A 14,216-nucleotide genomic window follows, 5' to 3' on the forward strand; every position below is an offset into this window, starting at 1 on the left:
CCGCGCCCGCAGGCCGGCTTCAGAACTTGTAGCTGACGCTCGCAATCACGCTGCGCCGCGCGCCGTACCAGCAATCGCCGCGCGACAGGCACGTGGCCAGGTAGGTCTTGTCCATCAGGTTGTTGACGTTCAAGGCATAACGCCACTGGCTGGTCTCATACGAGACCATGCTGTCCACCAGCCACACCGGCGCCAGCTTCGGCCCGTCGCCATCGCGGAACGACGCCATCCAGCGCGCGCCGGCGCCCACCGTGAAGCGCCCGTCCAGATTGTCCAGCGCAAAGCGATAGCGGCCCCACGCCGCGGCCTGATGGCGCGGAATGCCTTCCAGTTTCGGGTCCAGGTCGATGTAGTTGTAGTGCGCGATCACGTCGAACGATGACGTCACCTGCCCGCGCCATTCCAGTTCCACGCCGCGCGTGCGCGTCTTGCCGGTCTGGATGTTGTTCAGCGCCGACGTCGGGTCCGGCACCAGGCGGTTCTTCTCCCGCAGGTCATACACCGACGCGGTGGCCAGGTGGCCGCCATCTTCCGACTGGTACTTCAGCCCCGCCTCCCACTGCTTGCCGCGCAGCGGCTTGTACAGCTCGGGCACGTCGCCATCGGGCGTGCTGCGCGTGGTGCTGGCCACCGGCGTGAACGATTCGCTGTAGCTCACATACGGCGACCAGCCGTTGCTGGCCGCGTACATCAGCCCGAAGCGCTTGGTGGTGGCCTGGGCCTTGTCCGCGTCGCCGCCGTCGAGCTGGCTGCGCGCGCGGTCGTGGCGCAGCCCCGCCGTCACGATCCAGTGCTGGCCGATCTTCATCTGGTCCTGCAGATAGATGCCGGTCTGGCTCTGCGTGAATTGCGGTTCGCCCGTCAGCACCGGAATGTAGCCATTGCCGTAGACCGGCGCATAGGCGTCGATCGAATCCTTGCCGCTGCCGCTTTCGCGGTCACGGCGATAGCGCGCCCAGTCCAGCCCCAGGAGCAGCTTGTGGGTCACGGCGCCGGTACGCACCTCCCCGGTCAGGTGCTGGTCCAGCGTGTCCATGCGCACCTTGGTGATCGAATCATCGGCATAGCGGCCGATGATGCGCTGGTTGATGGGGTCTTCCGCCCAGCCCCCCGGCACGGTGAACGAATCCGCATAATGCGTGAAGTACGTCACCTTGTTGTTGGCGTGCCGAAAGCCCTGGCTGAACGACCATTTGTCGTTGAACTTGTGCTCGAACAGCCAGCCGATGCTGCGGCGCTCCGAATCGTAGCGATCGTGATCCGGTTCGCCAATGAAGCGATAGGTCGGGATGGTGCCGTTCGGATTCGGCGTACGCATGCCGGACCACGGCATGAATTGGGCCGTCGACCCGGACTTGTCCTTCTGGTACAGGGCCTGCAACGTGAAAGTCGTGGCCGCACTGGGCTTCCACGTCAGCGATGGGGCTACCAGCGTGCGGTCATCCGGCACATGATGCACCTGGGTATCGGCGTCGCGCCCCAGCGCCACCAGGCGGTACAGCCACTGGCCGTCTTCGGTAATGGGGCCCGTCAGGTCGATCTGCGCCTGCTTGCGCCCATGATTGCCGAACTGCACGCCCACCTCGCGCTGCGTCTCGGCCAGCGGGCGCTTGCTCACCATGTTGATGATGCCGCCCGTGCTGCCCTGGCCATACGTCATCGCAGCCGGTCCGCGCAGCACCTCGATGCGCTCCAGCAGGTAGGGATCGGGGCGCGTCGTGCTGGTGTAGTAGTCGAATGCCTGGCGCAGGCCGTCCAGGTACACGTCGGCGTCCGTGCCCCGCACCCGCACGCTGTCGGTGCGCGAATCCACTCCATACGCATCGGATCGCACTCCGGCCGCATAGCCCAGCGCGTCCTGCAGGCTGGTTGCCCCCTGGTCCACGATCTGGTCGCGCGGCACCACGGTGATCGACTGCGCCGTCTCGATCAGCGGCGTATCGGTCTTGGTGGCCGTAGCCGACCGCGTTGCCGCGTAACCCATCACCGGACCGGTGGCCGTCTCATCGCTGCCCTCCACGGTCACGGTGGGCAGCGTCGTAGTGGGCCCCACGGCGGCTTGCTGGGCGAGCAATACGGTGGGCAGCAGCCCCAATACCGCGGCCACTCCGACGCGGCGGCACATGACAGGACGAAACATCAACATGGCTCCCTTTTGTATGGATTTTGAAAGCCAAATGTTAATGGTTCTCTTTCGTAGAATGGTTATTTTTACGATTCGAATAGCCAAGAAACCACAAACTACAAGGGCGGCGCACGCGCCGCCCTTGCCTGCCGTGTCATGGCCGGCGTGCCGTCCCTACCCGGCCTGCCGTGCCATGTCCCGCTTGGGCAGGCTCAGCCTGCCGCCCTACGCCCGCCCTGCGCGCAACTGCACAGCCAGGGCCCAGCGCCGCGCCACGGACGGCGACGTCGCGCAGGTGGCCGATTCGGTCACCACCCGCACCGCGCGCTCCAGCAACTGGATATCCGCTTCGTGCTGGCGGGCCACGTGCGGGTCTTCGAAGAAGATCACGCGCTGGCATTGATGTTCCAGCACCAGCTCGGCAATCTGGGCGTCGCCCCCCAGCGGGCCGCTCAGGTAGCGATGCACCCAGGGCGTGTCCTTGGGCCAGCCGCGCGACCAGGCCAGGTCGTTCAGGCGGCCGCCCGTCGTGCCCGTCGCCACACGTCGCGCAAACTGCGACAGCACGTCGAAATGCTCGCTGGCAAATGCCACCATCTCGTCCTTGAGCGCATCGTGGGCAATCAGCGCCAGCGTCTGGCCCGTGTAATTGAACAGCCGCGAGGCCGACACATCCGGCGCCAGGCCGGCATGGATGCGCTCGACCTCCATCCATTCAATGGCGCCGGCCAGCGTCGAAATGAACGGCCGGCCGTGCGTGATGCATTGGCGCTTGAGCGCCAGGGCCTCGGGAAAAATCGACGACGGGTCCACGGGATCGATCAAGTAGATCGCGCCGTCGAACGGCGCCTGTCCGTCGCGACCCTCGGTCACGCGCGCCACCAGCTTCATCAAGCCGCCTTCGCGGCCATACGGATAGCGGATCAGGCCGCTATAGCCCTGCAGCATGCCTTCGCGCACGATCGCGTCGTGCGTGCGGCCCACGGTGTGCAACTGCACGCCCAGTTCGCGGATCGTGGACGAACACGCCCGCAACCAGCTGAACAAGGCGGCGTCGGGCGTTTCATGGTGCAGTCGGTTGGCGGCCAGGCCAAAGCGCAAAGGGGCAGCGGGCATCGGTAGACTCGGGCGGTTGGAACAACAAGAAGAGCCTTGATGATACCGCGCAGCCGGCGCGCCAAAACAAAAACGCTCCCGGATGGGAGCGTTTGCGGCGCGGTTCAGTCGGCTTCGTCGATCCAGGCCATCTGGATGGCTTCCAGGATCTTCTCGCCGCTGCGCTCGGGATCATCACTGAACCCGGGCAAGGCCAGCACCCATTCGCGCAGTTGGGTGAAACGCAGCGTCTTGGGGTCGACGTCCGGATGGGCGTCCACCAGCGCTTCGGCGATCTGGTAGGTATCGGTCCACTTCATCAATGGCCCTCTTTGGCGTGGTTGATGGTGTACTTGGGGATCTCGACCGTCAGGTCGGCATCGGTCACCAAGGCCTGGCACGACAGGCGCGAGGTCGGCGTCAGGCCCCAGGCCTTGTCCAGCAGATCCTCTTCGTCGTCGGTCGCGTCTTCCAGCGACGCATAGCCCTGCTTGACCACCACGTGACAGGTCGTGCACGCGCACGACAGCTCGCACGCATGCTCGATGTCGATGTGGTTGTCCAGCAGAACGCGGCAGATCGACACGCCTTTGGGCGCGTCTTCGATCACGGCGCCCTCGGGGCAGTAATCGGGGTGAGGCAGTACGGTCAGTTTCGGCATAGCTTCTTATCAGGCAATTTCGTCAAGTTTGCGGCCAGCCAGGGCGGCGCGGATGCTGCGGTCCATGCGGCGGGCGGCAAAGTCGTCGGTCGCCGCCGACAGGGCTTCGGTCGCGGCCTTCACCGTGTCCACATCCTGGGCGTCCTGCGCCGCGATCGCCGCTTGCAGGCAGTCGTCCACCCGTTTGCGTTCGTCGGCATCCAGCAGATCGCCATCGGCCGCCAGCGCGGCCTGTACCGATTCCACCAACTGGCGCGCATCCACCTGCTGTTCGCGCAACATGCGGGCGCGGGCATCGGAATCCGCCTGCGCCACGCTGTCGGCCAGCATCTGCGCAATCTCGTCGTCGCTCAGGCCGTACGACGGCTTGACCGACACCGCGGCCTCGACGCCCTTGCTCTGCTCACGCGCGGTCACGCTCAGCAGCCCGTCCGCATCCACCTGGAAAGTCACGCGAATACGCGCGGCGCCGGCCACCATCGGCGGAATGCCGCGCAGTTCGAAACGCGCCAGCGAGCGGCAATCGGACACCAGGTCGCGTTCGCCTTGCAGCACATGGATGCTCATGGCCGTCTGGCCATCCTTGAACGTCGTGAATTCCTGCGCGCGCGCCACCGGGATGGTGCTGTTGCGGGGAATCACGCGCTCGACCAGGCCACCCATCGTTTCCAGGCCCAGCGACAGCGGAATCACATCCAGCAGCAGCCAGTCTTCGCCCGGTGCGCGGTTGCCGGCCAGCAGATTGGCCTGCAGGGCTGCGCCCAGCGCCACCACCTGGTCCGGGTCCAGATCGGTCAGCGGCTCGGTGCCGAACATCTCGCCCACCGCCGCCCGCACCACGGGCATGCGCGTCGCGCCGCCCACCATCACCACCCCACGCACGTCCGCCGGCTTGAGCTCGGCATCGCGCAGCGCGCGGCGCGCGCATTCCAGCGTGCGCTGGATCAAGGGTTGCGCCAGCGTTTCGAATTCCGCGCGCGTCAACGTGCGGTCAATCGTCTGGCCGTTGGCCAACGTCAGTTGCAACTGCGCTTGCTGCGCATCCGACAGCGCCTCGCGCACCGCACGCGCCGCCATCAGCAGGCCGCGCCGATCGGCGTGCGTCAGTTCGCCCACGCCGGTCGCGGCGACCACGTGATCAACGATCAGGGAATCAAAATCGTCACCGCCGAGCGCGGTATCGCCGCCGGTGGAAATCACTTCGAACACGCCCTGCGTCAACCGCAGGATCGAGATATCGAACGTGCCGCCGCCCAGGTCGTACACCGCATACACGCCTTCGGCGGCGTTATCCAGGCCGTAGGCAATTGCCGCGGCGGTGGGTTCATTCAACAGGCGCAGCACATTCAGGCCGGCCAGGCGGGCCGCATCGCGGGTGGCCTGGCGCTGGGCGTCATCGAAATATGCCGGCACCGTGATCACGGCGCCCACCAGATCGTCGCCCAGCACATCTTCGGCGCGCTGGCGCAGCACGGCCAGGATCTGCGCCGACACCTCGACCGGGCTCAGGTCGCCTTGCGCCGTGCGGATGCGCACCATGCCGGGCGCGTCCACGAATTCGTACGGGGCGCGCGTGGCGCGCGCCTCTTCCAGCGAACGGCCCATGAAACGCTTGACCGACACCACCGTGTTCAGCGGGTCTTCGGCCTGCTGCGCCAGGGGCTCGCGGCCCGTGGTCACGCGGCCGCCCGGGTAGTAGCGCACCGCCGACGGCAGCAGCACGTGCCCCTCTGCGTCAGGCAGCACTTCAGCCACGCTGCTGCGCACTGCGGCAACCAGGGAATTGGTCGTGCCCAAATCGATGCCCACCGCCAGCTTGCGCTGGTGCGGCGCGGGCGATTCACCGGGCTCGGAAATCTGCAATAAGGCCATGATTCTATTTTTCTGCTCAGTAGGCGGCAAAGCCTGGGCGCCCGGCGGCCAGGCTCGTCCGGATCGTCAGGCTAGGGATGGGCGTACGCCAGCTCTTGCGCCAGCTTTTCCACGAACATCCATTCCCGCACCTTCAGGCCCGCTGCCGCGTAGTCGCGCTGTTCGTCCAGCAGCCGGGTCAGCGTGGCGCGCATCTGCACGCGGGCGTCCTGCAGCTCAGCCTGCAGCGCCGCCAGGGCGTCGGCGTCATCGCGCGCATCGTCCAGCATTTCGCGCCAGGTCATCTGCTGCATCAGGAAAGCCGTGTCCATGGACGTGTTGCTCTCGGTCTGCAAATCGATGCCCGCCTGTTCGCACAGGTAGCGAGCCCGCAACAGCGGATCGCGCAACAGCCGATAGGCCTCGTTGGCACGGGCTGCCCACTGCATGGCCACGCGGCGTTCCGCGGGGCTGGCGGTGGCAAAGCGGTCGGGATGCACCTGCGCAGCGACGGTCCGCCATGCGGTTTCCAGCGCCTGCGGGTCCAGGTCAAAGCGTGCCGGCAAGCCGAACAGGCTGAAGTGGTCGTCTCCAGCCAAGACTTACACCGTGAACGACTCGCCGCAGCCGCAGGTCGCCTTCTCGTTGGGGTTGCGGAACTTGAAGCCTTCGTTCAGGCCTTCGCGGGCGTAATCCAGCTCGGTGCCGTCCAGGTAGGCCAGGCTCTTGGGGTCGACGAATACCTTCACGCCGAAGCTCTCGAAGACCTGGTCTTCGGGCGCCACGTCGTCCACGTACTCCAGCTTGTAGGCCATGCCGGAGCAGCCCGTCGTCCTAACGCCGAGCCGCAAGCCAATACCCTTTCCGCGCTTTTGCAAGTAGCGGCCGATGTGGGTGGCAGCCTGTTGGGTCAGGGTAACGGACATGTCAGTTCGCCACAGCTTCGGCCACGACCGAATGCTTTTCCTTGTAGTTCTGCACGGCGGCCTTGATCGCGTCTTCGGCCAGGATCGAGCAGTGCACCTTCACGGGCGGCAGGGCCAGTTCTTCGGCGATCTGCGTGTTGCGGATGTTCATGGCTTCGTCCAGCGTCTTGCCCTTGACCCATTCGGTCACGAGCGAGCTGGAAGCGATGGCCGAGCCACAGCCGTAGGTCTTGAAGCGCGCATCTTCGATGACGCCGGCTTCGTTGACCTTGATCTGCAGCTTCATGACGTCGCCACAGGCGGGCGCGCCGACCATGCCGGTGCCCACCGAGTCGTCCGACTTGTCGAACGAACCGACGTTGCGCGGGTTTTCGTAGTGATCCAGGACTTTGGTGCTGTAAGACATATCAGTTCTCCACGTATTTCGTTGGCACGGGCGCTCAGTGCGCGGCCCACTGCACGGTATTCAGGTCGATGCCTTCCTTGGCCATTTCCCACAGCGGCGACATGTCGCGCAGCTTGCCGACCCGGCTCTTGAGCAATTCGATGGCGTAGTCCACTTCCTTTTCGGTCGTGAAGCGGCCCAGGGTGAAACGGATCGAGCTGTGCGCCAGTTCGTCGTTGCGGCCCAGGGCGCGCAGCACGTACGACGGCTCCAGGCTGGCCGAGGTGCAGGCCGAACCGCTGGACACGGCCAGTTCCTTGATCGCCATGATCAGGGACTCGCCTTCGACATAGTTGAAGCTGACGTTCAGGTTGTGCGGCACGCGCTGGTCCATGTCGCCGTTCAGGTAGACCTCTTCGATCTGCGACAGGCCGGCCCACAGGCGATCACGCAGCATGCGGATGCGCTCGTTCTCGGTGCCCATTTCTTCGCGCGCCAGGCGGAAGGCTTCGCCCATGCCGACGATCTGGTGGGTCGCCAGCGTGCCCGAACGGAAACCACGCTCGTGGCCGCCGCCGTGCATCTGCGCTTCGATGCGCACACGCGGCTTGCGGCGCACGTACAGCGCGCCGATGCCCTTGGGGCCGTAGGTCTTGTGGGCCGAGAACGACATCAGGTCGACCTTCAGCTTCTGCAAGTCGATCTCGACCTTGCCGGTCGCCTGCGCGGCGTCCACATGGAAGATGATGCCCTTCTCGCGGCAGATCTCGCCCAGGGTTTCGATATCCTGGATGACGCCGATTTCGTTGTTCACCATCATCACGGACACCAGCACGGTGTCGGGGCGCAGCGCCGCCTTGAAGACGTCCAGGTCGATCAGGCCGTTGTCCTTGACGTCCAGGTAGGTCACTTCAAAGCCCTGGCGCTCCAGTTCGCGACAGGTGTCCAGCACGGCCTTGTGCTCGGTCTTGATCGTGATGATGTGCTTGCCGCGTTCCGCGTAGAAATTGGCAGCGCCCTTGATGGCCAGGTTGTCCGACTCCGTGGCGCCGGAAGTCCAGACGATTTCACGGGGATCGGCATTCACCAGCTTGGCCACTTCTTCGCGGGCGCGCTCGACCGCGTCCTCGGATTCCCAGCCAAAGGCATGGCTGCGCGAAGCGGGATTGCCAAAGTTCTCGTACAGCCAGGGCACCATCTTGTCGACGACGCGGGGGTCGACGGGGGTCGTGGCCGAATAGTCCAGATAGATCGGGCGGGTGGTCATTTCTACAACTCCTGATGCTGCTTATACGGTGGCGTTGGCCGCGACGGTCGTGGTCGGGGCATTGGCGGCGGCATTGGCGCCCCCCACCCGATTCACACGCACCGCGCAGGCCTGCGCTTGATTGTTGGCTTCCTGCAGTTGGCGCACGCGCTGCTGATCAACCAGATCTTGCAGGGACACCGAATCCAGGTAATCCACCATCTTGCGATTCAACGTCGCCCAGAGCTCGTGCGTCATGCACTTGCCGGGCTTGCCGTCGTTGCCGCTCGTACAGTCCCGCTTGCCGCCGCAGCTGGTTGCATCCAGCGGCTCGTCGACGGCAAAGATGATGTCGGCCACGGTCACGTTGCGCGCCAGGCGAGCAAGCGAGTAGCCGCCGCCGGGGCCGCGCACGCTGTCCACGAGTTCGTGGCGACGCAGTTTCCCGAACAGCTGTTCCAGGTACGAAAGCGAAATGTTCTGACGCTGGCTGATGGCCGCAAGAGTGACCGGGCCGCTATGCTGCCGCATAGCCAGATCGATCATGGCAGTCACGGCGAAACGCCCTTTGGTAGTTAGCCGCATGGTGGGTTCCCTGTGATTCGGCAATGGCCGCCGGCGAATCCGGCGGTCAATACCCGAGTAATTGGCTCAAGTATAGCAAATTCCCGACTAATTTGGTATGGCTCCCGGCTAGAAAAAACCGCGCAGTTGCGCGGTTTTTTTCACTACCAAATTGCCCAAGGCCGCCCGTGGGCGGCCTGGCGCACCAGGGGATCAGGCCGCCTGGTACTGGGTAGCGCGCTTGCGAACCAGCTCGAGCACGCCCTGACAGGCATCTTCGAGGTAGTCGAGCACTTTGCCGAAACCGTCGGCGCCGCCGTAATACGGGTCCGGCACGGTGGCTTCTTCGAACTCGTTGGCAAAGCGCATCAGCAGCATCAGCTTGTGCTGATAGGCCTTGGGGCACTGCTGCTGCATGGCAGACAGGTTGTCCCAATCCATGGCGAGGATGAGATCGAAGTCGCGGAAATCTTCCGCGGTGACCTGACGCGCCTCGCAGTGCGTGATCTCGTAGCCGCGCTTACGCGCCGCAGCCTGCGCCCGGGCATCAGGCGCCTCGCCGATATGAAACGCGTGCGTGCCCGCGGAGTCGATGCGAACCACATCGCCCAAACCCGCGTCGTTCACCAAATGGCGAAACACGCCCTCTGCGCTCGGCGAGCGACAGATATTGCCCATGCAAACGAAAAGTACCTTGGTCATCATGGGAGTAAGTGTGCGGGAAAACCCGAGATAAGGCAAGCTTTTTTTGCAGCGCCAGCCAGGATGGCGCGCAAATCCGTCCCCTTAAATATCAACTATAAATCATATAGTTACGGACTATATTTAAGGTTGCTCGAGATGCTTTCGACAGACCAATTGTCCAAATATTGAGCATGTAAATGCAACGGTGCGCCGCCAACCGCGATTCAGCAGGCTGTCAGCGCACAGATACATTTAGATACCTCAATACGGTCAGACCGCCCCATCCAACAGCACCCGCTGCTTCAACGCGTTCAGCGCGTCGCGCGCTGCCGCGGCCTGTTCGAATTCCAGATTGCGGGCGTGGTCCATCATCAGCTTTTCCAGGCGCTTGATCTCGCGCGCCAGTGCCTTTTCGTCCTTCAGGAATTCCGCGGGCACGGCAGCTTCCAGGGCGTCGTGCTGCACCGGCGCCACGATGCCGTCGATCAGCTCGCGCACGGCCTTGTGCACGCCGCGCGCGGTAATGCCGTTGTCGGCGTTGAACTGCAACTGCTTGGTACGGCGGCGGCTGGTTTCCTCCATGGCGCGCTGCATCGAATCGGTGATGCGGTCGGCATACAGGATGGCGTGGCCGTTCAGGTTGCGGGCCGCCCGGCCGATCGTCTGGATCAGGCTGCGCTCGGACCGCAGGAAACCTTCCTTGTCGGCGTCCAGGATGGCCACCAGGGAAACTTCCGGAATATCCAGGCCTTCACGCAGCAGGTTGATCCCCACCAGCACGTCGAACGTGCCCAGGCGCAGGTCGCGGATGATTTCGACGCGTTCCACCGTATCGATGTCCGAGTGCAGGTAGCGCACCCGCACCCCGTGCTCGGAAAGGAAGTCCGTCAGGTCTTCGGCCATGCGCTTGGTCAGGGTCGTGACAAGCACCCGCTCGCCCTGCCCCACGCGCGCCTTGATCTGGCCCAGCAGGTCGTCCACCTGCGTGCGGGCGGGCAACACCTCGACGATCGGATCGACCAGGCCGGTGGGCCGCACCACCTGCTCGATGACGTTGTCGGTGTGCTCTTTCTCGTAGGCGGCCGGCGTGGCCGACACGAATACGCATTGGCGCATCCGGGCCTCGAACTCCTCGAGCTTGAGAGGCCGGTTGTCCAATGCCGACGGCAGGCGAAAACCATACTGCACCAGCGTCTCTTTGCGTGACCGGTCGCCCCGATACATCGCACTGAGCTGGCCGATGGTGACGTGGCTTTCGTCGATGAACATCAGCGCATCGGACGGCAGGTAGTCGATCAGCGTGGGCGGCGGATCGCCCGGCGCCGCACCCGACAGGTGGCGCGAGTAGTTCTCGATGCCCTTGCAAAAGCCCAGTTCCTGCAGCATTTCGAGATCGAAGCGGGTGCGCTGCTCAAGGCGCTGGGCCTCGACCAGGTGGCCGTCGTCGACAAAGCGCTTGACCCGTTCGCGCAGTTCTTCCTTGATGGTCTCGATGGCGCGCATGACCGTGTCGCGCGGCGTCACGTAGTGCGAGCCGGGATAGACGGTAAAGCGCGGCAGCTTCTGGCGGATACGGCCGGTCAGCGGGTCGAACAGCTCCAGGCTTTCGATCTCGTCATCGAACAGGGTCAGCCGCAACGCCAGTTCGGCGCTTTCGGCCGGGAAGATGTCGATGGTTTCGCCCCGCACCCGGAACACGCCGCGCGTGAATTCCGCGTCGTTGCGGGTGTATTGCATGGCCACCAGGCGCGCCAGGATCTCACGCCGCGAGATCTGGTCGCCGGCGCGCAGGATCAGCACCATCGCGTGGTAGTCGCCCGGGTTGCCGATACCGTAGATACACGACACCGTGCCGACGATGATCGTATCGCGGCGTTCCAGCAGGCTCTTGGTGGCCGACAGCCGCATCTGCTCGATGTGCTCATTGATGGACGAGTCCTTTTCAATGAACAGGTCGCGCGTGGGCACGTAGGCTTCGGGCTGGTAGTAATCGTAGTACGACACGAAATACTCGATGGCGTTCTTGGGGAAGAACTCGCGCATTTCGGCGTACAGCTGGGCTGCCAGTGTCTTATTCGGGGCCAGAACCAACGCCGGCCGCCCGAGCTGGGCAATGACGTTGGCCATGGTGTAGGTCTTGCCCGACCCGGTCACGCCCAGCAGGGTCTGGAACATCAGCCCATCCTGGATGCCCTGCACCAGGCCTTCGATGGCCGCGGGCTGGTCGCCGGCGGGCGGATAGGGTTGGTAAAGATGAAACGGGCTGTCCGGAAAATCCACGAACCCGGCCCCTGCCGGGCCCGCACCGGGTACAGCCGTAACGGGGGCATCACTGACGGCACCAACGGCGGCCGCGCCCGCAGCACTCGGGTCTATTGCGCTCTTAGGCATGCTAGACTGTTCCCAGGGTAAACCCCCCATTATCCACAGCACTTCCCACTGCGTCCACTCACCCTCAGCAGAGTCCCATGAGCACCCTTTTCGATTCCGTCGAACTCGCGCCGCGCGACCCCATCCTTGGTCTGAACGAACAATACAACGCGGATACCCGCCCCGGTAAAGTCAACCTGGGCGTTGGCGTGTACTACGACGATCAGGGTCGGATTCCCCTGCTGGGCGCCGTGCGCAAGGCCGAAATCGCCCGCATCGAAGCCGCCGCTGCCCGCGGCTACCTGCCGATCGAAGGCATCGCCGGCTACAACCAGGGCGCGCAAGCCCTGCTGATCGGCAAGGATTCCCCGCTGGTCACCGAAGGCCGCGTCCTCACCACCCAGGCTCTGGGCGGCACCGGCGCCCTCAAGATCGGCGCCGACTTCCTGCGCCAGCTGCTGCCGACCTCCAAGGTCCTGATCAGCGATCCCAGCTGGGAAAACCACCGCGCGCTGTTCGAACGCGCCGGTTTCGAAGTCGGCACCTACGCCTACTACGACGCCGCCACCCGCGGCCTGAATTTCGACGGCATGCTGGCAGCCCTGAAGGCCGCGCCGGCCCAGACCGTCGTCGTGCTGCACGCTTGCTGCCACAACCCCACGGGCGTGGACCCCACCTTCGAACAATGGCAGCAGATCGCCGCCGTCGTGAAGGAAAACAACCTGGTCCCGTTCCTGGACATCGCCTACCAGGGCTTCGGCGAAGGCCTCAAGGAAGATGCCGCCGTCGTGCGCCTGTTCGCTGACCTGAACATGACCATGTTCATCAGCTCGTCGTTCTCGAAGTCGTTCTCGCTGTACGGCGAACGCGTCGGCGCCCTGACCGTCGTGGCCGGCAGCAAAGACCAGGCCACCCGTGTCCTGAGCCAGCTCAAGCGCGTCATCCGCACCAATTACTCCAACCCGCCCACCCACGGCGGCACGATCGTCTCCACCGTGCTCAACACGCCCGAACTGTTCGCCATGTGGGAACAGGAACTGGGCGCCATGCGCGACCGCATCCGCCTGATGCGCAAGCAGCTGGTCGAGAAAATCAAGGAACATGGCGGCAAGCAGGACTTCAGCTTCGTGCTGCAGCAGCGCGGCATGTTCTCGTACTCGGGCCTGTCCTCGGCCCAGGTCGACCGCCTGCGCGAAGAGCACGGCGTCTACGCCGTCTCCAGTGGCCGCATCTGCGTCGCCGCCCTGAACAGCGGCAACATCGACCAGGTCGCCAAGGGCATCGCTGCGGTGCTGTAAAGCGCCCCGCAAAGCCGGCACCTGCCAGACGGGACCTTCGGGTCCCGTTTTTTATTGCCTGCGTTGTATTGCCTGCGTTTTTGGGCCGCTTGCCGCCGCAATCGACACCCGCTTGCTTTTTTGCGTTATGTCCCCCAGAATGCTGCTGTATATATGTACAGTCCGACCCCAACGGATCATCGCCATGGCCAGCAAACTCACTGATCGTCAACAGCAAATCCTGGACCTCATCCGGCAAACGGTCGCGCGCACCGGCTTTCCGCCCACCCGCGCCGAAATTGCCCTGGCCCTGGGGTTTCGCTCGCCCAACGCGGCCGAAGACCATCTCAAGGCCCTGGCCCGCAAAGGCGCCATCGAACTCACGGCCGGCGCCTCGCGTGGCATCCGCCTGAAAGACACCTCGGCCTCCCCCACGCAAGCCGCCCTACCCTTGCCTGGCCTGGCGCAACTGCTGTTGCCGCTGGTCGGCCGAGTGGCTGCCGGCAGCCCCATCCTGGCAGCCGAGCACGTCGAACGCGAAATCGGCGTCGACTCCAGCCTCTTCGCCCAAGCCCCCGACTACCTGCTCAAGGTGCGCGGCATGAGCATGCGCGACGCCGGCATCCTCGAAGGTGACCTGCTTGCCGTCAAGAAAGCCTCCGAAGCCCGCAACGGCCAGATCGTGGTGGCCCGCCTGGGCGACGACGTCACCGTCAAGCGCCTGCAACGCCAGCATGGCCGTATCGAACTGCTGCCCGAAAACCCCGACTTCGACACTATCGTGGTCGAAGCCGACCAGGAATTTGCACTCGAAGGCATCGCAGTCGGCCTGATCCGCACGCACGCCCTGCATTGATGCGGCACTGAACGCACGCCAGGCAGGCTGCAGTCAGCCAGACCCAAAAAAGAAACCCCGCCATGTGAACTGACCCCCAGAAGTTGGACGGTCAACTAAAGCCCGAAGGCCTGGGCTCGGTATTGCACCGGGCTCAGGCCTTTCAGCTTGAGCTTGATACGGTCGTGATTGTAGTA

At 64.4% G+C, this 14,216-nt stretch carries 15 protein-coding genes; 2 read left to right on the plus strand and 13 right to left on the minus strand.

What is annotated here, in order from left to right; all coding sequences use genetic code 11:
- Positions 1–19: 19 nt before the first annotated feature.
- The 12 genes from HV798_RS14475 to uvrB form a co-directional block, all read right to left on the minus strand.
- Positions 20–2,140, minus strand: a complete 2,121-nt coding sequence (locus HV798_RS14475) for a TonB-dependent siderophore receptor (RefSeq protein ID WP_175192053.1) — start codon at positions 2,138–2,140, stop codon at positions 20–22.
- 210 nt (positions 2,141–2,350) lie between these two features.
- Positions 2,351–3,241, minus strand: a complete 891-nt coding sequence (locus tag HV798_RS14480) for a methylglyoxal synthase (protein ID WP_175192052.1) — start codon at positions 3,239–3,241, stop codon at positions 2,351–2,353.
- A 104-nt stretch (positions 3,242–3,345) separates the two neighbouring features.
- Positions 3,346–3,540 (minus strand): Fe-S cluster assembly protein IscX, encoded by a 195-nt coding sequence (gene iscX, locus HV798_RS14485; protein WP_025136001.1) that lies wholly within the window; start codon positions 3,538–3,540, stop codon positions 3,346–3,348.
- Complete coding sequence (fdx, locus tag HV798_RS14490; protein ID WP_006395860.1) at positions 3,540–3,881, minus strand: ISC system 2Fe-2S type ferredoxin; 342 nt, start codon at positions 3,879–3,881, stop codon at positions 3,540–3,542. The genes iscX and fdx overlap by 1 nt, the downstream gene beginning before the upstream one ends.
- A 9-nt stretch (positions 3,882–3,890) precedes the next feature.
- Positions 3,891–5,753, minus strand: a complete 1,863-nt coding sequence (hscA, locus tag HV798_RS14495; RefSeq protein ID WP_175192051.1) for a Fe-S protein assembly chaperone HscA — start codon at positions 5,751–5,753, stop codon at positions 3,891–3,893.
- A gap of 71 nt (positions 5,754–5,824) precedes the next feature.
- Positions 5,825–6,331, minus strand: coding sequence for a Fe-S protein assembly co-chaperone HscB (gene hscB, locus HV798_RS14500; RefSeq protein WP_175192050.1), 507 nt, complete (start codon positions 6,329–6,331; stop codon positions 5,825–5,827).
- Positions 6,332–6,334: 3 nt separating this feature from the next.
- The gene (iscA, locus tag HV798_RS14505; RefSeq protein ID WP_006395864.1) at positions 6,335–6,658 is read right to left on the minus strand and encodes an iron-sulfur cluster assembly protein IscA; all 324 of its coding nucleotides are present in this window, start codon (positions 6,656–6,658) and stop codon (positions 6,335–6,337) included.
- 1 nt (position 6,659) lies between these two features.
- Positions 6,660–7,064: a Fe-S cluster assembly scaffold IscU gene (gene iscU / locus HV798_RS14510; protein ID WP_025135997.1), complete on the minus strand. Its 405-nt coding sequence runs from the start codon at positions 7,062–7,064 to the stop codon at positions 6,660–6,662.
- A gap of 34 nt (positions 7,065–7,098) precedes the next feature.
- Positions 7,099–8,310, minus strand: coding sequence for an IscS subfamily cysteine desulfurase (locus HV798_RS14515; RefSeq protein WP_175192049.1), 1,212 nt, complete (start codon positions 8,308–8,310; stop codon positions 7,099–7,101).
- Positions 8,311–8,331: 21 nt separating this feature from the next.
- Positions 8,332–8,874, minus strand: coding sequence for a Fe-S cluster assembly transcriptional regulator IscR (gene iscR, locus HV798_RS14520; protein ID WP_175192048.1), 543 nt, complete (start codon positions 8,872–8,874; stop codon positions 8,332–8,334).
- A 192-nt stretch (positions 8,875–9,066) separates the two neighbouring features.
- Positions 9,067–9,558, minus strand: coding sequence for a low molecular weight protein-tyrosine-phosphatase (locus HV798_RS14525; protein ID WP_006386176.1), 492 nt, complete (start codon positions 9,556–9,558; stop codon positions 9,067–9,069).
- 249 nt (positions 9,559–9,807) lie between these two features.
- The gene (uvrB, locus tag HV798_RS14530; RefSeq protein WP_175192047.1) at positions 9,808–11,817 is read right to left on the minus strand and encodes an excinuclease ABC subunit UvrB; all 2,010 of its coding nucleotides are present in this window, start codon (positions 11,815–11,817) and stop codon (positions 9,808–9,810) included.
- 188 nt (positions 11,818–12,005) lie between these two features.
- Between uvrB and HV798_RS14535 the strand changes: the two genes are divergently transcribed.
- Both HV798_RS14535 and lexA read left to right on the plus strand, forming a co-directional pair.
- Positions 12,006–13,205 carry an amino acid aminotransferase gene (locus HV798_RS14535; RefSeq protein ID WP_175192046.1) on the plus strand — a complete coding sequence of 400 codons (1,200 nt, stop codon included), beginning with the start codon at positions 12,006–12,008 and terminating at the stop codon, positions 13,203–13,205.
- A 184-nt stretch (positions 13,206–13,389) separates the two neighbouring features.
- Positions 13,390–14,040 (plus strand): transcriptional repressor LexA, encoded by a 651-nt coding sequence (gene lexA / locus HV798_RS14540; protein WP_175192045.1) that lies wholly within the window; start codon positions 13,390–13,392, stop codon positions 14,038–14,040.
- Between the two features lie 95 nt (positions 14,041–14,135).
- Here lexA and HV798_RS14545 read toward each other — a convergent pair.
- Positions 14,136–14,216: IS3 family transposase (locus tag HV798_RS14545; RefSeq protein WP_175167171.1), on the minus strand; the 81-nt coding region annotated here is incomplete at its 5' end.

Origin of the sequence: Achromobacter deleyi (genome assembly GCF_902859705.1) — a bacterium.
GTDB classification, from domain to species: domain Bacteria; phylum Pseudomonadota; class Gammaproteobacteria; order Burkholderiales; family Burkholderiaceae_B; genus Achromobacter; species Achromobacter deleyi.

What these genes read in the sequence shown, in the direction of transcription:
- iscA (WP_006395864.1), bottom strand. Translation starts at nt 6,658, where the DNA reads ATGTCCGTTACCCTGACCCAACAGGCTGCCACCCACATCGGCCGCTAC.
- HV798_RS14525 (WP_006386176.1), bottom strand. Translation starts at nt 9,558, where the DNA reads ATGATGACCAAGGTACTTTTCGTTTGCATGGGCAATATCTGTCGCTCG.
- HV798_RS14535 (WP_175192046.1), top strand. Translation starts at nt 12,006, where the DNA reads ATGAGCACCCTTTTCGATTCCGTCGAACTCGCGCCGCGCGACCCCATC.
- hscA (WP_175192051.1), bottom strand. Translation starts at nt 5,753, where the DNA reads ATGGCCTTATTGCAGATTTCCGAGCCCGGTGAATCGCCCGCGCCGCAC.
- lexA (WP_175192045.1), top strand. Translation starts at nt 13,390, where the DNA reads ATGGCCAGCAAACTCACTGATCGTCAACAGCAAATCCTGGACCTCATC.
- HV798_RS14480 (WP_175192052.1), bottom strand. Translation starts at nt 3,241, where the DNA reads ATGCCCGCTGCCCCTTTGCGCTTTGGCCTGGCCGCCAACCGACTGCAC.
- iscR (WP_175192048.1), bottom strand. Translation starts at nt 8,874, where the DNA reads ATGCGGCTAACTACCAAAGGGCGTTTCGCCGTGACTGCCATGATCGAT.
- iscX (WP_025136001.1), bottom strand. Translation starts at nt 3,540, where the DNA reads ATGAAGTGGACCGATACCTACCAGATCGCCGAAGCGCTGGTGGACGCC.
- fdx (WP_006395860.1), bottom strand. Translation starts at nt 3,881, where the DNA reads ATGCCGAAACTGACCGTACTGCCTCACCCCGATTACTGCCCCGAGGGC.
- HV798_RS14515 (WP_175192049.1), bottom strand. Translation starts at nt 8,310, where the DNA reads ATGACCACCCGCCCGATCTATCTGGACTATTCGGCCACGACCCCCGTC.
- HV798_RS14475 (WP_175192053.1), bottom strand. Translation starts at nt 2,140, where the DNA reads ATGTTTCGTCCTGTCATGTGCCGCCGCGTCGGAGTGGCCGCGGTATTG.
- iscU (WP_025135997.1), bottom strand. Translation starts at nt 7,064, where the DNA reads ATGTCTTACAGCACCAAAGTCCTGGATCACTACGAAAACCCGCGCAAC.